The organism is Nocardia sp. IFM 10818 (assembly GCF_054655275.1).
In genome coordinates this window covers 1-20,211 of record NZ_BAAHJH010000003.1, presented here as the reverse complement: position 1 = coordinate 20,211, position 20,211 = coordinate 1, and the positions used below count along the sequence as shown (strand labels likewise).

Genomic DNA, 20,211 nt, shown 5'->3' with positions numbered 1-20,211 from the left:
GGCGAAGATCGGTAGACCGGTAACACAGCCCGAGAGCAAGTTCACGGGCGTGAATCTCTCGGTAGAGATGATCGAGGCCATCGAGCAAGCCAAGAAGCAGCACGGTCTGACCAAGCGCGAACTGTTCGAGCGGGCCTTGCGCCCGGAACTGGTGAAGCTCGGAGTCCTCGAGTCTCAGCCGGACACTGCGAATCAGGCTGGGCAACTTGCCTTGTCGGAGCACGCCGCCTAAGTCCCGGATGGGCAGGCGCGCAAACAACGGCAAGCAACGTGAGCTCGAACCGCACGAACCAGGAGGTTTCGCGAAAGCGAAAGTCGGTCGCCTAGACGGAGACTGACACGACAGACCAGATCGGCCGCTCGAAATGCGGCCCCAGACAACTCAATACGACCCGGGCCTTACCCAAGTAGGGCGAAAGCTCCCGAGCCTGCCAAGCATCGGGAGCCTTCGCGGAAGCCTACGGGAGAGCTGCGACACATCTCCCATTGGTGTTACAGGCCCCCACAGCAACCACTACTGACTTGGACGGTCAATTGCTGAAGGAACCTGGGTCCGAGGATACCGCACGCCTAAATTCCGGCGCTACTGGATCGGCGTGTGTCGCCTCTTCAAGGACCCGTACGACGTACACGCGCGACGTGCCAGCACTGGCACCGCGCATCGAGAACACCGTTCTCGATGATCCGGCCGGCGAACGCGACGCCCGCGCTCTCTGGGCCGCCCTCATTCTCCACGTCGTAAGCCGCCACTGGATGCGGCTCTATGTCCCATCATCCGTGCCTGGAAAACGGGGTAAATACCCTGACGAACAGCGGTTGACGTGGCGCAATCTGCCCAATCGCCCCGCCGCGGTGATGATTTACAACGGCAACGGTCGCACCCGCACGCTCGTCTTCGATTTCGACCCCAAACCGGTCGACGCCTCCCCGAAGCCGCCGCACACGCCCGAGCCGCGGTGAAACGCGATGCCGCACTGTTGATCAGCTGGGTTCGCCAACTCGGCGGTGTCGCCGTCGCCGACACATCCAGCCGCGGCGGCATTCACGTCTACGTACCCCTCGCCGACAACGAATCGTTGCGCTGCGAGTCGCTCAAACCGCTCTACGCGCAGCTGACGAAGCTGCTGCCCACCCTGGACAAAGGGCCGATGGACCACCCGGTCCAGGGATGCATCACCCGCCCGGCGGCCGCTGCCCCGAAGGAGGGTTCCGGACGCTGGTCGACATGACCATCGACGACGCCATAGCCGCGTTCACGACCCGGTCAGCGCCCGGCCTCGCCGCGAAGCTCCGCGGCCTCGCCAACGCCCAACTCGACCTCGAACTCGACAACCCCGCCCACATCGGCCCCCGCGCATCGACCGAGGACCCGGACTCGGCTCGGCCCACCGACTACGTGCCCGGCCCCGGTCCTGACGACCGGTTGCCCAAGGACCAGACGAGCACTCGCGCCGTGCGACCGTGGGTACCGGAGTTCCTCAGCAACGGGACCGTCCCCCGCTGCGTGATCGCCTCGGCAAGCTCTGGACGCCGAGCCATGCCCGACTGTCGGTACTGACCCAGTACGCCACACGCGGCGCCTCGCTCAACGACATCCGTACCACCGAAGGCGATCCGGATTGGGCCGGATTCTGGGTAGGCTACATCGACCGCAAGGACCGCGCCCACCGCTTGCAGAAGGACTGGACACGTGCCTACGCCCAGGCCGAAAAGCGCCTCGCCGCTATCGCGGAAAAATCGTCTCATCCCGACCATAGAACCGAGCAAGTGCACACGGGGGCATAGCCAAATCCGGGATATTCGCTGGAAACTGGCAGCGGCACGAAAATGGATTCTACTGTGCGGACACTTCCACGGACGCCAACAATGGACCGCACTCGTCGTCGTCACCGCACTGGCCACCGCCATCGCCATGGAAGGCGCGACATCGGCAGCAGTAGGGATCCGATTCCTATCGATAGCGTCCGGCCTGTGCGGGCAAGAAGCGGTGCAATCGGTGCTGGAGAAACTGCGCTCGATCGACGGCTCACCGGTGAAGTGGTTGGCCCGCTGGGACGTCCGTGACCACTCCGGAGACCGCTATACCCTGGTCCAACCCCACTTGGACGGCGAAATCGTGCGAGCGGCCGAATGGGAGGCCTTCGCGGCCCGCACCGAAGAAATCGATCCGGTGTGGGCGGAACTGGGGTACTCCGCTTGGTGGGTCTACACCATCTTGACCGCCATCGAACCCAGCCAAGGGGAAACCGTCGCCCCCGAGGAGTTGGCGGCCGCCGCCCGGGTCAGCCTCAGCACCGTTCACCGCGCGACGAAGCGACTGCAAGACGCCGGACTGGTCGATTTCGGGCACGGCTGGCTCGCCCGCACCGGCCGCTCCCCCGCCAGCTCCCCGAACTCACCGAACGCGCCGACGAACGCCGGGCCGAACGAATCGCCCGCGTACAGGCCGAACGCGCTGACTTCTGGGGATTCTGGGACATCGTCGCCGAGAACTGGAGCGCCCGCGAGATCACCGGATACACCAGCGCCGCCGACGTCGAACGCGACACACCCGCCTACCTCGCCGCGGCCATCCCCGATGCCCAACCACCCGATACCCCCGACGAACCCCAAGGACCCGACGACGAAGACGAAGCCGCCTTGGCGCTGCTACAACTCGAACTCGGCGCGACCATCCTCGAGGAAGCGCTGTGCCCCTGACCGGCGGCCGCGCACCGGACCGCTCAGCCGACCACCGGCCGAAGCCGCACGAACGGAATCGGAGAGCGGCCCGGGCCGGCGTCGCGCTGATCGACCTCGAATTCGCCGCAGCCCAGCACGAACTTGCCCAGGGAGGGATAACCCTGCGCGGAAACGTCCACGCGCGGATACCGTTTGGCGATCCAGTTGCACACGTTCGACAGATTCGACCAGCCATCGGCATCGCTCACCGCCGCGGTCGCCGCCCGCAACTGATCGACCAATCCGCCCGCCACGGTCAGCGCCCTCGTTTGGGTTTGGGCAGTGGCGCCGGGGGCGGAGATTCCAGCTCGTGCCGCAACTCACCGAGCCGCAGTTCGAGTAGGTCATCGAACGTGAACGCCGCAATCCCGGCACCGCGCAGGAACTTCACCACGTGCGCCTGGTCGTCGACGATCGCCCGCAACCCATTCCGGCCGGATTCGCGCCGAACAGCCTGGCAATGCTGCTTTTTCACCAACACCGCAGGCGAGCGATCACCCACCTCACGGCATAGCAGCTGCCCGGGCGGAAAGGCGTGCGCGGCAAGCCAATCACCGGTATCGGCGCTGGTGGTGGTCGGAAACATCGTCGAATACACGATGCGGTAACCCAGCTCACTCAGGGTGCAGACCAAATCGCGCTGATCCTCGCGAACCTTCGCATCGGGCATGCGGTCGAAGAACTGCGCCCACGCCTGCTGCGTGTGCCCATCGGCGAATACGTCATCGAACGCAGACATGTCGGCGACGCCGCCGACGACGTTGACGACGATCGTTCCATCGCGTCTGGCCTCCATCACACGCCTCCTGTCCAACCGCTGCCCGTTCCGTGGCCAGCGACCGGCCTCTCACTTAACTACACGGGGGTGCGGTCGCTGTTCTCGTCTTCCTCACTACAGCAGCAGTCCTACTGATTGCGGGCATCTTTCAGTGTCACCGCTCCAACTCAGGGCCGACGGCAGCGGCGCGCGAAAACCGGGATGACGTTTTCCACACGATTTCTGCGCCGTCCTCCGGCTCGGTCGGCGGGGGCCGCGGTCGACGGCGTGCCCACGAAGGGGCCGCGACGCTCCCGCTCCCGGCCCGTTGATGCGTCGTCGTCTGTCGTCCCACCACCGGGGCGGCGGGTCGCCGCGCGCCCTGCGAGAGACTTTCTTATCCTATCCGATAGGATAAGAAAAAAGATATAAAAATAAGATATGAAATGCTAGAATCGAGTATGGCCAGTGAAGCGACCCCGACCGTATCCACCACCACCGCAGAAGAGCTCTGCGAATTCCCCGGCGGATGCGGGCGACACAAAGCCCCTGGTGAGGCGGGCTTACCAAACAAGTACTGCCACCAGGCGGACCCAGACGGCCCGATTCACAACGGGCAGAACGCCTGGAAAGCCCGCCAAGCCGCCAAGAGCGGCGCCGGACGCGGTGGCTCGGTGGCTACCGCCGACGTGAGCAATACGCCGGTGACGATGGCGCGCGCCACCCTCGAGGTTCAGCTCGAGCAAGTGCGAACCCAGATGGGCACCATGGCCGACCTCATGACCCGACTGGCCGACACGCTGCGTGTGTCACGTGACGATGAGGCCGTAACAGCCGAGATCGAACACACCCGTGTCCAGGCACAAGCCGCTGTCGCGGCCGCCGAACTGCGCGCCGACGAAGCCGAGGCCGCCGCCCGCGACGCCCGCCGCGATCGGGACGACGCCGACGCCGCCGCCCACGAAGCGATCGAGAAGAAAGAGCACGTCGTAGCCCTCGCGCAATGGCTCATCGCCGAGGCTGTCTGGCGCACCCAGCAGGCCCAGGCCGACGCGGAGGCGGCCCGCCACGAAGCCGCGGCCGCGAAGACCGCCGCCGACACCGCGATCTCCGAGGCCCAGACTGACGCCGCCAGGAAGATCGAGCAGGCCAAAACCGAAGCGGCACAACAAATCGAGGACGTCCAGCGCGATGCCGCCGACCGGATCCGCACTGCGGAGGCCCAGCGCGACGAGGATATCCGTGCGGCCGAAGCGCAACGCATCACCGCCGAAAAGGGTCGCGCGAGCGCCGAACTCGCCGCCGAACGCAGCGACCAAGCCCGCCGCGACGCCATCGATACCGCCACGGAACTGAAAACCACCGTGGAACAGCTGCGCAATCAAATCGAGCAGGAACGTGCCGAGGCCGCCACACAGGCCCAGACGCTGCGCGCCGAGTACGACGCCCTGCATCGCACCCACCGCACCGAAATCGCCCAGCTCACCACCCAGGCCCGCGCCGAGCGCAGCCAGCTCGAAAACCACTACACCAGCGAAATCGCCCAGATACGAACCGAAGCCGCCGACACCATCTCGACCCTGCGGGAAGCACTCGACCGGCAGCGACGCACACCAGCAGCTCTCCCCCGACCCCGAAGCAGCGGGCGCCGACGACCGCACGCGTGAGCCCGTGCTACCCGCGGCGCGAAAGCCACCTCGAAAAGCACCGCGTATCAACGTAGTTCGAAGGAGCGACATCGTGCCGCAGCTTCCCATACAAGCAGTGCGGGCATCACGATGAGATGTGATGCCCGCACTACGGATTGCGAAACGCGCCGACTTGGCTAACTATGGCTAGTCGGTCGAATCCCCCTGCGCTGTCCCGCTTTCAGCCGGCTCTGCCGCTGCCTTGTCCGCGGCCGCTGTCGTCTTCCCCGCCGCCGCCGATGCACGGCGGGCTCGGGGCTGGGGTGGCAACTCGGGAAGGAACAGATCCAATATCGCGTCCAGGAAGTCACTCCGACTCGGGAAGCCGTAGCCCTGCCAGAACGCGTCATAGGTGGCCAGCTCCTGCCGAGACGGCCGGAACGACTGCTGCACCGAGTTCTTCATTCGGCCGCGCGCACTACGCCGCCCTTCGACCGGCCCCAACAGGCCGTCAGGATCGTCGTCCTCATCCTCCACCAGACGCGACCGATTGCGGACCGCGATGAGCAGCTCCGCGAACGCATCAGCCTTACGCGCATGCACGAACGCACGTCGCACGACGACCGCGTTGTTCGGCTCCTGGCCAGTCGATTGCTTCGCCACAGTCTGGTAGTGGCCGAACCGATCGCGAACCCCGGACTCGATATTCACCAGGCACTGCGTCAGCTTCGCGCCGTCGGCCCCGAGGTTGGGAACCTCCACCCGAACCTCACCGTCGGCATCCAGATCCACCGCGGTCACCGTCTGAGCGCGCGCCGGTGCGACCGGTGCACGGCGAACCACGGTCTCCCCGCCGGCGGGACCGCATGCAGGCCACGTTCGGCCGTGGCGCCAGACTGCGCAGTCTGCGCCGGTGCGGCCGCCGAATCCTCCGGCGGGCGAGGTGCCGACCGAGTCGAAGTGCCGAACGCGCTCGAGGCCGCCGCGCCGAACGCACTGAGCCCAGGATCCGCAGGCAGACCGCCAACCTTCTGATCTGAACCCTGACCCTCATCCTTCTTGCTCATGCTGCGTCACTCTCTTTCTTGCTCGCCGCTACCGCCTGTAGGAACTCCATGCCAAGAGCCCTGTAATCACCCGCCAGAGCCTTGACGGACTTCAACGTGGACGCATCCAGGCCCGTCGACTCGTCAGCCTCCTGCGGCACGATCCCCGGGTACGGCACGCAACCGCGGCCGCCTCCACATGCCGAATGGACTGCTTGAACACCGGTGCCGCGCCATTGAGGTCCGATTCCAGGTTCGCCTTGATGTTCTTGAGGACCTTCGTCGCCGACGTGTTGGTAGCGAACAGCACCACTCCCAGCAGCCTGAGACCGGGATTCAAGGCCAGTGCCTTCGCGAATCGACGAGCCACAACCCGGAGCCCCTTCCGAGACGAAGGATCGGACTTCGACGGAATGACAACCATGTCCCCCGCTACCAGCGCCTGCAACTGCAAGACGTCCGAACCAGGCGCAACATCGAGAATGATCACGTCATAGTCATCACGCACTGCGTCGATGGCCGCCGCGTACATACCCATCCAAGCAGTCTGAGCAGACTCGTCCTCCTGGTACGAAGCGTAACGCTTCTGCACATACAGCTCTTCGACTACCGCTTCGAGTTCAGTGCCACCCGGAACGACGAACAAGTTGGGACGCGCCTCGCCAGTGGGAACCAGAGGTGTCCCATCGAGCACAGCGGACGCCTGAGACTTACCGTTGTCGTCCAGCGGGCCACCGGTCAAACCGAGATCCTCGCAGTTGTTTCCCTGCTCATCTATCTCGATGAGCAGGACGCGATGCCCCGACTGAGAAAGATCGTAAGCAAGGGCGACAGCGGTGGACGACTTCCCACACCACCCTTACCGTTGATGATCACAACCACCTTGCGGGGCAACGCACTGTCGAGAATGAGTTGCAACCTACGGCGGAGTGCAGCCTCTACGGAGATCAGGTCAACGAGCCCTAACTTGGCAGCGATGACAGGCATAGACCGGCCTCTCTAGCTATGAACGTGCTTGGCATTGCGCGCGATCTTACGCGAAGCCACGTCCAATCACCCAGCGCGACACGCGAACTGAATCGACACTATGCGTTAGCGCTCGAACGAACAGCGAATATATACCGTGGTATATCGAACTACCTAGAGCGGAACCTATAGCACAGGCTATAGCGGACGGGATAGCTAGAGACCTAGCGGAGCGTATAGCGATGCGTATAGCACTGCATAGAGGGAAGCTGCGAGCGGAACATGTCGCGGAGCATCGCTCAGAGTGGAGAGTGCAAGGTAGATAGGTCATTATCGCCCGAACTCGCACGAAAGTGAGAGCGTAATACTGTCGTCGACATACTGAACGGAGAAGCAGTCGGAGGAGCCGTAAGCGACGTGACCGGCGTAGTCCGAGTTGCCTTGATATAGCCTGAATTCGCCGTCACAGTGACGTAATTGCCGCAGCTACCAGGCTGTTTCGGGCACGATGAGCGCAGAGCGCGGCGTCCAGAAGGAAACCAGTAGCCGCAGCGTTGAATGTCGCCGCGACCGTGCACCATCGCGGCCGCACGTGCCCCATTCACCGAATCAAACGCATCGCTACGTCGTGCGAGGGCCAGCGCCAGATCCACATATCCGGTCCACCTGGGATCCTGCCGGAGGACTGACGAGCCACCCGCACGGCGCAGCCGGACTGGACAGCGCCCCCGCTCGGAGCCAGCCAGGGGCCTGCCGGAGCGTATCCGGAACCGCTTATACCTGACGCAGCGGCGCGCATGAGAGCCCGCGTACTCACGGGCTGTCAAGCTCGCCGCGCACGCCGACCAACCGTCCCATGTCGAACACCAGGACCCCGCGCCTCGGCAGCCGTGAGAGGAACAACTCTGCCGCCCCACCGGCCGCCGGATCCGCGCGCGTCGACGCTCGCCGTGACCGCATATCCTGCGGGCCCGCCTGGGCATCCCGGCGAACCTCCGAAGCGGCTCCGACTCAGGACCAGCATTCGTACCGATCGCGGCACACGCCAGGCCGCCGCTACCCACGCCGCGGCGCGCCGCCGACCCGCGCGGTGCGGCCACCATCAGCACGAACACGAACCGGACATCTGCGCTCGGGGAAGTGCACGCAACCCGAGGCGGTCCGCGGCCCGCGACGCCCGACGTTCGTGGCACCGCAACCATTCACGGCTGGTTACAGCTGCCACCCCACACGCAAGGAAGTGTGTGCGGGCTGCACGGGCTCCCAGCACGAACGGACACCGAACCATCAGCATCTGATCCAGATCCCCCGCATACCCGGACGGCCCAGGGTCCGCCCACTGCGTCACGATGCCCGAAACGTCCCACAGCATCCGGCGCTGATCGGCGGCAGAGTTCTCCGCAATCGCGCCGAACAACGGACATCCATCGCGCCGGTATTACTGCCCATCACGTTGCCGCGCGCACCACTTGGGCGGACTCGCACCACGAGTCCGGCAACTCATTCCATCCCAGTACAACTGGCGCGCAAGCGCGCCAGTTCGTCACGAGATGCCCGCAACCAGAAGCAAAGTCGCCCGCGGTCGATGGCTGTCGCAGCGAGAAGCCAGTGCATCTCACCGGCGCACTCGAACGCACAACGGTGCCGGCGAAACATCCACCGCGGCGGAGGAATCCGCGCGGCGGCCCGCCACAGGAATGCGCAGGTTCTCCCCGATGCGACCAATCTCGACCACCTCAAGCCCGCAGAACAGGCATCCACAGCGCACCGAGTCCCTGCATTATTCGGCGCCGAAACGCACGATTCGACACGGCTTTTCGCGGACGCGTGCACACCGTCACCCACGCAGGAATCGCGCCCGATCGGTGCAAAACCGCCGTTTTTGACGTCACAGTGACGAAATGAACTGATGACACAGTCATTCGAACGGATAATGCGGCACCATAGCGCCAACTAGCCGTGTTAGCGCCCCTTCCAGCGTGGCCCGGAGAACCCCGAGAGCTACCGCGACACCAAGCCCTCCCGCCGCCGCGTAGCTCCCGCAGGCTCACCACCCAGCCCAGTCGCGACAAAGAGGGGGACGGCGCCGGAGATCACTTCAGATTTCGCCTTGTACGGTGCGGAGTCAGTCAGCCGTTCTCAACCGCAGATACTGGCCGCTCACTTCAAGCGGCCATCGGCGGTAGAACCCGGCGACCGCGTCATCGGCGACAAGCCCGAGATGCGGAATCGACCGGTCGGAAGCCCACCTCAGGAGATTGTCGACCACCGCCGAGCCGAGCCCGCACCTCCGATATCCCAGTGCGACCACCACATCGACGATCACCCCGTAGAGGCCGTCTCCGACAATGCGGCCCATACAGACGGCCTGTCCGCCCACGTCTCGGCCGCTCACGCCGAACATGCTCGACGACAGCGCTGCCGCACAGACAGAGTCGGGCGGACATACCCACCCGGCCAATCGCCGCAGGTGTCGATACTCATCCACCGTGACCATCACATCAGTGATGAGCACATCCGCAAGCGCGCCTCCATCATCGAAGCCCTCCAGGTCTATTGCCTCCACTTCAATGGGGAGGTAGTCAGGGCCGCGTCGGCGATGCGTATCGCGCTGGTGGTTTTCAACCTGCTGTAGGAGTCGTCGATCCATTCCTGCATCAGGGTGTTGCTTGCCGCACGGTACTCGAGTGCCTGGAACAAGCACTCCAACCGGTCCGCGTCGCGCGCGGAAACCGCTTCGACGGTGGCTTGAGCTTCGAACTCGGAAACCGTCTCACGCAACAGATTCCGCAGCAGCTCCGGCATTCCGGCGACTTGGGCGACTGTGACCGCGACATGGTCCACAGACGGCAGGAACGGCTTGGCGGTCTTGTTCAGATCGCGGGTGCGCGTCTCTTGAGAGTCGTGCCAGACGGCCATATGCGCGGCCTTGGCCGGATCGCCACCTTCGAGAGCCGCGATCAGCGCCGCGAGCTGGGCAGCCCGGCAGGTATGGTCGGCAACCGATTCAGGGTTGGGGACGTGCGCGTCAATCCAGCCCTTGCGCGATTCGCGTTTGAGGGTGCCCAGTTCGAATGCGAAGGCGGCGATTTCGGCTGCGGCGTCAGGGCCCAGCTGGTGTGCGTCCATTATTTGTCCTCCGCGTCATGGGCGTGCAAGGCGTACTGCGTAGGCCACGTTAGCCAGATCTCGACGGGCCTGCGGCATCAAATCAGGGTCGCCGCTCATCTGCTCCACCACCATGGCCAGCTGATCGAGCACTGCGGGATCGGAGGTGAGCAGATGAGGATGGCTGGCGATCAGCCCGGCGAGGGTGTGGGCGTAGAGATCGGCCTGTTCGGTGCCGGGCCGGAGCCGGGCGAGCAGATGCCGCAACAGCTGCTCCCCGGCCAGTGCCGCGGGTGAGCACGGACCATGGCACTGTCGTCGGTGACCACGGCGGTACCGAGCTCACCGACCCAGTAGGCGTAATAGGTGAGGTTGGTCAGCTCCTGTGCGTGATCGTCGTGGACGCGAACCAGATAGGCGCGCAATGGTTCTCGGTCACCGATGGCGGTCAGGGCAATGGCAGAGGAACGAACCCGTAGCCAGCCGGGTGGGTTGGCGTCGCGTGCGGATCGCAGCGCGCGGGCATGTTCGGCGGACAGCCATTCGGCCGAGTGCGCACGGTCATCGAACCCGAGAAGGTAGATCGCTTGGCGACGCAGCAACGCGTCCTCGGGCCAGCGGCAGCGGTCCGCGACGCGCAACAGGTTGTCGAAGAACTGGCTCCGATCGGCGGCGGAGATGACCGGCCGATCGGCACGAGGGCCGCGGCCGCGCTGCCTGCCGAACTCGGTGAGCTGCGTCGGCGGACGTCCGCTCATCGGCCAGGTCACCAGATTCGCGAGCGTCCGTTGATGGACGCTGACCGCGAGGGTGCGCGTCGGTGCTGACCGTGTCGGGGTCGGTGGCGAGGGTGTCACCGATGATGAGGTCGGCCTCGAGTGCGTCGGTGAGCAGCGCGAGAGCCGGCGGAGGCGCGCCGTGGCGGGTCAGCAGCATCCGCACGCGGGTTAGCTCCCCGGCCCGCAGACTGGCCAGGGGCCGCCGTCCGCTTTCCCAGCCGTAGACGGTGCTGGGATCCACACCCAGAAGTTCGGCGAGGTCGGTTTGGGTGAGGTGCGCAGATTCGCGGAGCAGCTTGAGCAGGAATCCGGAGATGGCACCGAAGCGTGAGCCCTGACTGGGGGCGGAGTTCCGCGGGGCGTGCCCATGGGCTGTCCTCTGGGTGTGCGCACTGGCGCTGTCGCTACTCGTACTCCAGGTCAGTTCAGCATCCAGCCTGGTCAGCATACCTTTGAGGCAGCGCCCGAATGTCGAATCGGCCGAATCGTCTCCCAGTGAGCACCGTGGCGGATTCCGGTGCCGCGGACGAAGTTCCACTCGCGTCGCCCAGCAGAGGAGTGTGCCCTGATGACCGTCGACCCACCCGCAACGCGATGCCCACAGCGGTATCCGTTCGGACAGGACCACACCCTGGATCTGGAGCCGGACTACCGCGACTGCGCGCCGGTCACACAGGTGGAGCTACCCAGCGGAGCGCGGGCGTGGCTGGTGACCACACACGCCCTGGTCCGGCGGGTACTGGCCGACCCACTGTTCTCCCGTGAGCACGCCAACCGCCCGGAGGTGGCGCGGCTGTCGACCGAAGTGCTTCCAGCGGAAGCGATTCTGGCGACCGATCCGCCCAGCCACACACGGTTGCGGACGCTCATCGCGGGCATGTTCGCCCCGCGCCAGGTCGCCGCCATGGCCCCAGCGATCACCACTTTGGCCGACGGCCTGGTCGACGAGCTGCACACCGCAGGAGAACCGGCCGACATCGTGGCCGGTTTCACCGAGCCGTTCGCGGCGGCAGTGGTCTGCGAGATGTTCGGTGTGCCAGCGCATTACCGCGCTCAGGTGTTCGCACTCGGTGACGCCCTCACCGCCCGCGACGCGACCACCGCGACCCTGGCCGCCGCGCGCGGCGAATGCGAGGAACTGGCCCGCGCGATGGCGGCGGAGAATCCCAGCGGCCTGTTCGCGATGCTCGGGGACTCCGCGACCACCGACGCGCAGGTGCTGAACCTGATCATTGCCTGCCTGATCGGCGGCCGCGGGTCGCCGACGGTCTTCCTGTCCAGCGCCGTATTCGCGCTGCTGCGCCAGCGCCGCCACTACCGGCTGCTTGTCGAGCAGCCGGAGCGGATTCCGGCCGCGGTGGAGGAACTGCTGCGATTCGTGCCGGTCGGCGTCGGCGGCGGATTCACCCGCGTTGCGACCGCGGACGTGCAACTCGGATCGGTGCTGGTGCGGGCCGGGGAAGCGGTGATCCCGGCAATGCACGCCGCCGGCCGGGATCCCAGCGTGTTCGACCAGCCCCAAGAACTGCGGCTCGATCGTGGCGAGAAGCTGCCGCACCTGGCCTTCGGCCACGGCACCCACTACTGCGTCGGTGCGGGCTTGGCCCGGCTGGAAGCTCGCATCGCGCTGGAAACCCTCACGTCCCGGCTGCCGGAATTGCGCCTGGCTGACCCTTCCAGCGCAGGGGACTGGCGGCGGGGCCGAGTTGTCCGCTCCCTTGAACGATTGGACGTCACATGGACGCGAGACTGATCATCGACGCGACCCGCTGTGCGGGCACCGGCGTGTGCCTGCCGATCGCCGCCCACCATCTGAGCCTGCTCGACGGCCGCGCCGCAGTGCTCGACGGTACGACGCTGGCGCTTGCGCAAGCCCGGGCCGCGGCCGCGTGCTGCCCCAACGAGGCCATCACGGTATGCGAGCAGGCGGCCGCAGAGTTCTGGGTGGATGCGCCGATCGTGACGTTGGGCCCAGTCGGAACCGACGCACAAGCCGAAGCGGCCCGCCACACCCGACACGTGCGGTTGGTGGACTCGTTCGCCGCGGCGATGCGCGGCGCCGCCGCCGATACGAGGGTGCGGGCGTTGGTCGCGGCCGGATACCTCGCGCTCGACGAACACGACCGCGCCACCGACTCCTGGGTCGATCAGCACTTCACCCACACCGGCGTGCTCCGGATCGAACGCTGCTGGGAAACCCCGACCAAACCCATGTGCTTCGCCACGCGCCGCGCACTCGGTGACGGCACGGTCACCACCGTGGCCACACACCCGGCCACCCGGGTATTCGCAGCCCGCCACGCCCCGAGCGCGCGCCTGATCACAGTGAACGCCAAACCACTGGCCGCCGCGGCCGCCGCCCGCGGTGAGGCCGATGCCTGTATCGCCTCGATCGACGTCGTCACCACTCACCCGCAGTTGCAGATCATCGCCGAATTCGCGCCGACGATGGTGTGGCTGCTGTACACGAGAGCCGACCGCGATGAGTGAGCCGACCACCGTGGCGGTACTCGGCGCCGGGATCATGGCCAACACCGTCGCCGACGCGCTGCACACCCGCGGATTCCGGCTGCGCCGCTACAACCGCACCACCGCAGCGATCGACGGCCCGGCCACCGTCTGCGCGTCGCCGGCGCAAGCAGCCGAGGGCGCGGCCGCAATATGGAGTTTCATCCACGACGATGCCGCCAGCCGCGCGGTGTGGTGCGGGCCCGGCGGCGCGCTCGAAGCCGTCGACGCCACACTAGTGATCGAAAGCTCTACGCTCTCACCGGAATACGCCGAACAATGGATGAGCAAGGCCACCCGATCCGGAGCCCGGCCGGTGCTGGCACCGGTAACCGGCAGCCGCCCCGGCGCAGCGAACGGCACGCTGGTCGCGTTCGCAGCAGGTACCGCCGCCAACCTCGCCGCCGCTGACCCGCTCCTGCGGGTGGTCGCCGGCGAGGTGCACCGATTCGACCGGACGGCCGACGCGGCGGCGGCCAAATTGCTCAACAACGCTCTGGCTGCGGTCATCCTCGTCGGTCTGGCGGAAACCCTCACCGCCGCAAGCACACTCGGACTCGACCAGAAGCAGCTGATCAACATCTGGTCGCGCCACGGATGGGCGGCCGCGGCCACCAGCGCCTACGGAGAGGCCATGCGCACCGGCCGACACCCGCTCACCGACTGCTCGGTGAACGTTCTCGCCAAAGACCTGCGCTACACGCGGACCGCCCTCGGTCCGGCGGTCCCGCCGCTCATCGACGCGGCCGCCGACCGATTCCGGCACACGGCCGCCGCAGGTCTGGGCGGACAGGAAATGTCGGCGATCATCGAATCCGATCGGAGCACACCATGACCGGGCCCGTCCGTGACTGGTTCACCCACACCGCCACGCTCCCGGCCACCGCGTGTACGCAGGTCAACCAGCAGCTCGCCACCTACATCGACACTGTCCGCGACTGCGCGCACACCCACCTGCCCGCACAGACCACCGTGTGCGTGTCCGGATCCCTCGCACGCGGCGAGCCCGCGGCATGCCGCCGCGACGGCACCTACCGTCTCGGCTCGGACGTGGACCTGGTCGCCGTCGTCGACCACATCGACGACAACGCCCAGGGCTGCGTCGCGAAATTCACCGCCAGCCTGCGCGAACGCCACCCGAGCATCGACACCACCGCGTTCATCGTCCACCGCAACGACCTACCGCGAGTGGCGGGCCGCTTCGGCGCCGACCTGCACCACGGCGCCGATCACCAGCTGTTCGGGCCACCCTGGACAGTATCGCCGCCCCGCGGATCGGGAAACGGGAAGGGCTGGAAGGGATTACCCACCAGCTGGCGACGATCTATTGCCCCGACAGCCCCCGGCCGCCACCCCGTGGCGGATCAAAACCGTGCTCGAAGTGCTGCGCGCCGTCGCAGTCCGCAACGAGCCAGGCCCGCAACGCTATGCCGACCTCGCCGCCGCCGACACCGTCCGCGCCCTCACCGAACCGGTCGTCGTCACCAGGCTCGTGCGGGCCCGCGAGCACACCACCGCGCTGCCGCTCACCGCCGGACACGCCTACGATCTGCTCATCGCGGCCATCTGCCAGCTCTTCGGTGTCGCACCCGGACCACAGGAGCTCATCGCGACCCTGCACACCTTCCCGGTAAGCGCGCACCTGCTCGACGGATTCCAGCACGCGGTGATTGCCGCGACGATCATCCTCTACGGACCACCGGGGCTGCGTTGCGCGGCGGCCGCCGCGCTGCACGTCATCCTCACCGCGATCGACCCCGCCACCCTCACCAGCGCCCGCCCCGCACTCGACGCCCTGGCCGCCATCTCACCGGTCGAGTTCCGGCGCGGCATCGACCATCCCAACCACGTACTGCGCCAACACCTTCAAGCCCTGCGGCGCGACTACTACGGCTGGCTCGGCCCGCACAACTTCGGCCGATGCCCGGTCACGAACTATCGCGGCCCCGCCCCGACGACCCCACCGAACGTCAGGAGATCGGCACATGGATGACTGGCCCGACTGGATACAGCAGCTGCCCATGATCGCCACCGGCTACCCCGGCGGCCGCGGCTACCTGATCGCCAGCGAGCACGGGCAAGTCGTGCTCTGGTCCTTTCCGGCCGGGGCGTCGGTGCCGCGCCATCAACACGGCCCGCAACTGGGAATCGTCCTCACCGGCCAGGTCGAGCTGACCATGCACGACACCACCATGCTCGTCCGTGCCGGGGACAGCTTCAGCCTCGCCGATCAGGCCCCGCACGCGGCGACCGTCGCCCCAGGAACCCTGGTGATCGAGATCTTCGCCGACCCAGATCGCCACTCACCCGCAGTCCAGGCGTCGTGAGCGTGCGCATTCTCCACGCGGCCCGCGTGCTCACCCCCGACGCCGCGCCGCTGGCGCCCGGCACGGTGGTGATCGACGGCAGCCGCATCGGCTGGGTCGGCCCGCCCGACCAGATATCCCCGCGCTGGGCCGCCGCAGGGGCTACCCGGATCCAGCTGCCGGAGGCCACGCTCATGCCGGGCCTGATCGACGCCCACGTCCATCTGGCCTTCGCCGACGAGATCACCCCGGCCGCCGCCCTCGAGGCCGCCGACCGGCGCGAGGTCACCGCCACGATCTGCACCGCGCTCCGGCACGCCCTCCGTGCGGGCATCACCACCGTCCGCGACCTCGGCGCACCCCACTACGCCGACCGTGATGCCTTGGCCCAACCCGGTGCCCGGCCTCGCGTGCTGACCGCCACCATCCCGCTCACCGTCGCGGGCGGACACTGCGACGGGCTTGGCGGAACCGTCACCGAGCCCGGCGATATCGACCGCATCGTGGCCACCAACGCCGCCCACGGGGCGGACTGGATCAAAGTCATGGTCACCGGCGGATTCACCACCGGCGGCCGAAGCTCCCCTACGAGCCGCAGTTCAGCGACGCCCAACTCCACAGGATCGTCGCCGCCGCCCGCGACCACGGACTCCCCGTCGCCGCGCACGCGCACGGCACCGCCGGGATCCGGCAAGCCGTCACCGCCGGCGTGGACTCCCTCGAACACTGCACCTGGATGACCTCGGACGGATTTGATCTCGATACCGGCCTGGTCCGCGAGATCGCTGATCGCCGGATCCTGGTGTGCCCCACCATCAATCACACCGCCCGCCAGGCCACCGGGCGGCTGCCATGGCCGGTGCGCTGCGAACACCTCCACCTCATGCGCGCCGCCGGCGTGCGACTGATTCCCGGCAGCGACGCCGGAATCCCACATACACCCCACGACAGCTACCCCGCTCCCTGGCGGTATGGACGGACCTGGACCTCACACCCGTCGAGATCCTCGACCTCGCCACCCGCCAGGCCGCCGAAGCGCTCCGCCTCGGCGAGGTCACCGGTACGCTCACCGCCGGGCACGCCGCCGACCTGATCGCCGTACCCGGCGACCCGACCACCGACCTCGATGCGCTGACCACGCCTATCCTGGTCGCAACCGCTGGACACCTGCACCCCGACGCCGACACAGCCGAGGAGAACACCTAACCCATGAGCGCCAGCGGACCCACCCTCACCTCCGAATACGCATCCGCCACCCCGCTACAGGTTCGCATCGACACCCACGCCCGCCACAGCGAACACCCCGACGACCCCACCACCGCAGTCCTGGACCTGCTCGACCTCACCGGCACCGAGGCCCTCGCCGACATCGGCTGCGGCGACGCCCGTTTCTTCGCCCAGCTCGCCGCCCGCGGGCACCGCGGCCGCCTGGTCGGTGTCGACACCTCCACCGCCATGGTCGACGCCGCACGCAGCGTTCCCGGCGTCGAAGCGGTCCTCGCGGATGCCACCCAGTTGCCATTCACCGACAGCGAATTCGACCGCACCACCGCCCGGCACATGCTCTATCACGTCCCAGCACCCCACGAAGCCCTCCACGAATTGCGGCGCATCACCCGTCCCGGCGGGCAGGTCGTGGTGACGGTCAACCACCCCGGAACCTGCGCCCGCACACGCGAACTGATCGCCCACCATGCCCGCCATTTCGGGCTCGAACCAGCCGAAGAGCTGACCAACAGCGTCACCTCGGCCACCCTGCCGGACATGATGACCACCGTATTCGGTGACGTCCGCATCCACCGCTTCGACAACGCCTTGATATTCGATTCCGCCGCGCCGCTGATCCGCTTCGCCCAGGCGCTGTTCTCCTTCTGCGGGATCGACACCGCCAACCCGCACCGCGACGCCATCCTCAACGCCATCACCGCAGACATCCAGGCATGGTTCACCACCCACCCCGGCGAAGCGTGGCGCGACCCCAAGGGCTACATCGCCGCCATCGCCACCGTCGAATAACCCCGCCCCTTCAGGAGGATCGGAGACCCGTGAAGCTGCTCGTCACCGGCGGTGCCGGATACATCGGCTCCGTCGTCGCCCACCAGCTCGTCGCCGCCGGCCACGACGTCGAGATCATCGACAACCTCTCTACCGGCTTCGCCACCAACCTGCCCACCGCGGCCCGATTCCATCAAATGTCGATCCACCAGGCCGGCGATATCCTCACCCCCACAGCCGGATTCGACGGCGTACTCCACTTCGCCGCGTCCATCGAAGTCGCCGAATCCGTGGCCAACCCCGAAAAATACTGGGCCAACAACATCGACGGCTCCCTGGCGCTGCTGCGCGCCATCCGCGCCGCCAATATCCCCCGCCTGATCTTCTCCTCCACCGGATCCATGTACACCGGCGACGGCAAAACCGCCTTCGACGAGAACGCCGAAGTCCGGCCCAAAAACCCCTACGCCGCAACAAAAGCCACCGTCGATGCCCTCATCGCCGGAGAATGCGGAGCCTCCACCGTGCTCGGCGCAGCCTCGCTGCGCTACTTCAACGCCTCCGGAGCCGTCCTCACTGCCGACGGCACCCACCTCGGAGAACGCCACGACCCCGAATCACACCTGATCCCCATCCTGCTGCAAGCCGCCGGCGGACAACGCCCCGAATTCACCCTCTACGGCACCGACTACGAAACCCGCGACGGCACCTGCATCCGCGACTACATCCACGTTGCCGACCTCGCCGCCGCCCACCTGCTCGCCCTCAACGCCATCGCGCCCGGCCGCCACGAGATCTACAACCTCGGCAACGGCGCCGGATACACCAACCGCGAAGTACTCGACACCGTCCGCGACGTCACCGGCACCGACTTCCCCGTCCATATCGCCGAACGCCGACCCGGCGACCCCGCAATCTGCATCGCCTCCAGCGACAAAGCACACCGCGACCTGGGATGGAAACCCGAACACGCGGACCTGGCCACCATCATCAGCGACGCCTGGCGATTCCACCAGACGCTCTACCAGCTCGCCTGAAGAACACGGCACCCCATGAGCCGCGTCGGCCTAGATCCGTCCGACAACCGCGTAACAGCACACTGCGTCCGGAGTCGGCGCCCCACCGACCTCGATCGGAACCAGCTCCGGACGCCACAGATGCACCGGCACCACACCGGGCTCCACAACCTCCCAGTCGCCTAGTACAGCCGCGATCTCGTCGCGGCCGCGAGGACGAACGCAATCCCGCAGGCCCCCAACACATCCCGCAGCCGCTCGACCGCCGGTGCCCAATCCGCTGTGATATGGCTGATCACCACATACGAGCCCGGCGCGAGCGTTTTCGACAGCTCACCCAGCACGCGGCCAGGATCGGGAAGGTATTCCAGCACCGACCCCAGCACCGCCGCGACCGGCCGACCCAGATCCAGCAGCATCCCGAGATGACCAGCCAAAGCGGCAGTTTCGGTGATATCGGCGTCGATGAACAACGACGTCGGCGACTGCAACAACGCATTTCCGTGCGCGGCAACGACCGGGTCGCAATCGATGTGCACGGCATGAGCCCGCTGCACCCGTGCATACGGGGACGGCGTGCGCGGATACCCACAGCCCAGATCGGCGAACTGCCGCACCCCGAGCGCCGCGACATACTCGACCGCGCGCCCCACGAACGCATCCATCCAGCGCAGATTGAGCCCCAATGCCGGGCACACGGCCAACAACTCGTCTCCGATGGCACGGTCGACTTCGTAGTTGTCCTTACCGCCGAACAGATAGTCATAGATGCGCGCACTCGACGGCACGGACAGCCCGCACTCCCGGCCGCTCATCGGCCGACCTCGCGGTGCCGCCTCGGATCCTCGCTCACCGGGAACACCGGCGGGCCATCGGAGGATTCGGGCACACGACGTTGCCCGTAAACCACCTCGTAGACCAGGTCCGTCCACTCGACAGCGTGCAGGCCCAACGCATGCCAGGCCGCATGCACCACCTCTTCATCACGCTCGCTCCGCAGCACAGCGGCCGCTTCGAGGTGAGCACGCGCCATCCGATCCACCACCGTGCCAAGCGATTCCGAACACCGGGCGACGAACGGGGCATTCCGCAAAACCCACAGATCAATGGACCCGATCAGAGCCAGCCGCGTACCCGCGAGGCCCGGCATGCCGGGCTCCATCGCTTTCGCAGCCTGCAACTCCGCCAGCGCCCGGGCACACCGCGTCACCGGATGCGCATCCGGAGAATCGCCGATATGCCCGCAGACCGCGGCGAACAGCTCATGCCAGTCCGGCAGAACCGGCCACAAGACCGATCCCTCAGCCGACCCGACCATGTGCAAGTCATTGAGCGAGGCCACCAGATTCGCGGTGGGATCCCCGAGCGCCATGACGACCAC

24 protein-coding genes and 4 pseudogenes are annotated in these 20,211 nt (G+C 66.8%); 16 read left to right on the top strand and 12 right to left on the bottom strand.

Annotation, left to right across the window (positions count from 1 at the left end; genetic code table 11):
• The first annotated feature begins 49 nt into the window (after positions 1-49).
• The 5 genes from ACYQ5L_RS40030 (at position 50) to ACYQ5L_RS40010 (ending at position 2,700) form a co-directional block, all read left to right on the top strand.
• Positions 50-232 (top strand): hypothetical protein, encoded by a 183-nt coding sequence (locus tag ACYQ5L_RS40030; protein WP_459963929.1) that lies wholly within the window; start codon positions 50-52, stop codon positions 230-232.
• 407 nt (positions 233-639) lie between these two features.
• The gene (locus ACYQ5L_RS40025) at positions 640-960 is read left to right on the top strand and encodes a hypothetical protein (protein WP_459963928.1); all 321 of its coding nucleotides are present in this window, start codon (positions 640-642) and stop codon (positions 958-960) included.
• A complete protein-coding gene (locus tag ACYQ5L_RS40020) occupies positions 957-1,229 on the top strand; it encodes a hypothetical protein (protein WP_459963927.1) in 273 nt (90 codons plus the stop codon). The genes ACYQ5L_RS40025 and ACYQ5L_RS40020 overlap by 4 nt, the downstream gene beginning before the upstream one ends.
• On the top strand, positions 1,226-1,558 hold the full coding sequence (locus tag ACYQ5L_RS40015; RefSeq protein ID WP_459963926.1) for a hypothetical protein: 333 nt from the start codon (positions 1,226-1,228) through the stop codon (positions 1,556-1,558). Before ACYQ5L_RS40020 ends, ACYQ5L_RS40015 begins: the two co-directional genes overlap by 4 nt.
• 641 nt (positions 1,559-2,199) lie before the next feature.
• Positions 2,200-2,700, top strand: coding sequence for a hypothetical protein (locus tag ACYQ5L_RS40010; RefSeq protein WP_459963925.1), 501 nt, complete (start codon positions 2,200-2,202; stop codon positions 2,698-2,700).
• Between the two features lie 23 nt (positions 2,701-2,723).
• Here the strand turns inward: ACYQ5L_RS40010 and ACYQ5L_RS40005 are convergent, their stop codons facing one another.
• Complete coding sequence (locus ACYQ5L_RS40005; protein ID WP_459963924.1) at positions 2,724-2,975, bottom strand: OST-HTH/LOTUS domain-containing protein; 252 nt, start codon at positions 2,973-2,975, stop codon at positions 2,724-2,726.
• A gap of 2 nt (positions 2,976-2,977) precedes the next feature.
• Positions 2,978-3,517: an LNS2 domain-containing protein gene (locus ACYQ5L_RS40000; protein ID WP_459963923.1), complete on the bottom strand. Its 540-nt coding sequence runs from the start codon at positions 3,515-3,517 to the stop codon at positions 2,978-2,980.
• 422 nt (positions 3,518-3,939) lie between these two features.
• On the opposite strand from ACYQ5L_RS40000, the gene ACYQ5L_RS39995 reads away from it, so the two are divergent.
• Positions 3,940-5,145, top strand: a complete 1,206-nt coding sequence (locus ACYQ5L_RS39995) for a hypothetical protein (RefSeq protein ID WP_459963922.1) — start codon at positions 3,940-3,942, stop codon at positions 5,143-5,145.
• A gap of 168 nt (positions 5,146-5,313) precedes the next feature.
• Here ACYQ5L_RS39995 and ACYQ5L_RS39990 read toward each other — a convergent pair whose 3' ends face one another.
• From ACYQ5L_RS39990 to ACYQ5L_RS39960, 7 genes and pseudogenes are all read right to left on the bottom strand, one after another.
• Positions 5,314-5,898: a hypothetical protein gene (locus ACYQ5L_RS39990; protein ID WP_459963920.1), complete on the bottom strand. Its 585-nt coding sequence runs from the start codon at positions 5,896-5,898 to the stop codon at positions 5,314-5,316.
• A 366-nt stretch (positions 5,899-6,264) separates the two neighbouring features.
• A pseudogene (locus ACYQ5L_RS39985) lies at positions 6,265-6,993 on the bottom strand (ParA family protein); the annotation flags it as partial.
• Positions 6,994-9,243: 2,250 nt separating this feature from the next.
• On the bottom strand, positions 9,244-9,633 hold the full coding sequence (locus ACYQ5L_RS39980; RefSeq protein WP_459963919.1) for a GNAT family N-acetyltransferase: 390 nt from the start codon (positions 9,631-9,633) through the stop codon (positions 9,244-9,246).
• Between the two features lie 38 nt (positions 9,634-9,671).
• Positions 9,672-10,247 (bottom strand): HD domain-containing protein, encoded by a 576-nt coding sequence (locus tag ACYQ5L_RS39975; RefSeq protein WP_459963918.1) that lies wholly within the window; start codon positions 10,245-10,247, stop codon positions 9,672-9,674.
• Positions 10,248-10,262: 15 nt separating this feature from the next.
• On the bottom strand, positions 10,263-10,493 hold the full coding sequence (locus tag ACYQ5L_RS39970; RefSeq protein WP_459963917.1) for a hypothetical protein: 231 nt from the start codon (positions 10,491-10,493) through the stop codon (positions 10,263-10,265).
• Positions 10,418-10,984 (bottom strand): hypothetical protein, encoded by a 567-nt coding sequence (locus ACYQ5L_RS39965; protein WP_459964050.1) that lies wholly within the window; start codon positions 10,982-10,984, stop codon positions 10,418-10,420. The genes ACYQ5L_RS39970 and ACYQ5L_RS39965 overlap by 76 nt, the downstream gene beginning before the upstream one ends.
• Positions 10,985-11,129: 145 nt before the next feature.
• Positions 11,130-11,453 (bottom strand): annotated as a pseudogene (locus tag ACYQ5L_RS39960) (helix-turn-helix transcriptional regulator); the annotation flags it as partial.
• A gap of 120 nt (positions 11,454-11,573) precedes the next feature.
• Here ACYQ5L_RS39960 and ACYQ5L_RS39955 point away from each other — a divergent pair.
• The 10 genes and pseudogenes from ACYQ5L_RS39955 (at position 11,574) to galE (ending at position 18,851) form a co-directional block, all read left to right on the top strand.
• Entirely contained in the window at positions 11,574-12,758 is a 1,185-nt protein-coding gene (locus ACYQ5L_RS39955) for a cytochrome P450 (RefSeq protein WP_459963916.1), read from the top strand.
• Positions 12,743-13,495, top strand: coding sequence for a ferredoxin (locus tag ACYQ5L_RS39950; protein ID WP_459963915.1), 753 nt, complete (start codon positions 12,743-12,745; stop codon positions 13,493-13,495). Before ACYQ5L_RS39955 ends, ACYQ5L_RS39950 begins: the two co-directional genes overlap by 16 nt.
• Positions 13,488-14,348 carry an NAD(P)-binding domain-containing protein gene (locus ACYQ5L_RS39945; protein ID WP_459963913.1) on the top strand — a complete coding sequence of 287 codons (861 nt, stop codon included), beginning with the start codon at positions 13,488-13,490 and terminating at the stop codon, positions 14,346-14,348. Before ACYQ5L_RS39950 ends, ACYQ5L_RS39945 begins: the two co-directional genes overlap by 8 nt.
• Positions 14,349-14,885: 537 nt before the next feature.
• Positions 14,886-15,506, top strand: a complete 621-nt coding sequence (locus ACYQ5L_RS39940) for a hypothetical protein (protein WP_459963912.1) — start codon at positions 14,886-14,888, stop codon at positions 15,504-15,506.
• Positions 15,499-15,840 carry a cupin domain-containing protein gene (locus tag ACYQ5L_RS39935; RefSeq protein WP_459963911.1) on the top strand — a complete coding sequence of 114 codons (342 nt, stop codon included), beginning with the start codon at positions 15,499-15,501 and terminating at the stop codon, positions 15,838-15,840. Before ACYQ5L_RS39940 ends, ACYQ5L_RS39935 begins: the two co-directional genes overlap by 8 nt.
• 173 nt (positions 15,841-16,013) lie before the next feature.
• Positions 16,014-16,379 (top strand): annotated as a pseudogene (locus ACYQ5L_RS39930) (amidohydrolase family protein); the annotation flags it as partial.
• A pseudogene (locus ACYQ5L_RS39925) lies at positions 16,271-16,729 on the top strand (amidohydrolase family protein); the annotation flags it as partial. The pseudogenes ACYQ5L_RS39930 and ACYQ5L_RS39925, both read left to right, overlap by 109 nt.
• Positions 16,672-17,025 (top strand): amidohydrolase family protein, encoded by a 354-nt coding sequence (locus ACYQ5L_RS39920; protein WP_459963910.1) that lies wholly within the window; start codon positions 16,672-16,674, stop codon positions 17,023-17,025. The pseudogene ACYQ5L_RS39925 and the gene ACYQ5L_RS39920, both read left to right, overlap by 58 nt.
• Before the next feature lie 3 nt (positions 17,026-17,028).
• The gene (locus tag ACYQ5L_RS39915; protein WP_459963909.1) at positions 17,029-17,835 is read left to right on the top strand and encodes a class I SAM-dependent methyltransferase; all 807 of its coding nucleotides are present in this window, start codon (positions 17,029-17,031) and stop codon (positions 17,833-17,835) included.
• A gap of 29 nt (positions 17,836-17,864) precedes the next feature.
• Positions 17,865-18,851, top strand: coding sequence for a UDP-glucose 4-epimerase GalE (galE, locus tag ACYQ5L_RS39910; RefSeq protein ID WP_459963908.1), 987 nt, complete (start codon positions 17,865-17,867; stop codon positions 18,849-18,851).
• 30 nt (positions 18,852-18,881) lie between these two features.
• On the opposite strand, the gene ACYQ5L_RS39905 is transcribed toward galE, so the two are convergent.
• The 3 genes from ACYQ5L_RS39905 to ACYQ5L_RS39895 are packed head-to-tail and all read right to left on the bottom strand — an operon-like array spanning position 18,882 to position 20,202.
• Positions 18,882-18,998 (bottom strand): hypothetical protein, encoded by a 117-nt coding sequence (locus ACYQ5L_RS39905; RefSeq protein ID WP_459963907.1) that lies wholly within the window; start codon positions 18,996-18,998, stop codon positions 18,882-18,884.
• 14 nt (positions 18,999-19,012) lie between these two features.
• On the bottom strand, positions 19,013-19,645 hold the full coding sequence (locus tag ACYQ5L_RS39900; protein ID WP_459963906.1) for an SAM-dependent methyltransferase: 633 nt from the start codon (positions 19,643-19,645) through the stop codon (positions 19,013-19,015).
• Positions 19,642-20,202 carry a hypothetical protein gene (locus ACYQ5L_RS39895; RefSeq protein WP_459963905.1) on the bottom strand — a complete coding sequence of 187 codons (561 nt, stop codon included), beginning with the start codon at positions 20,200-20,202 and terminating at the stop codon, positions 19,642-19,644. The genes ACYQ5L_RS39900 and ACYQ5L_RS39895 overlap by 4 nt, the downstream gene beginning before the upstream one ends.
• Positions 20,203-20,211 lie beyond the last annotated feature (9 nt).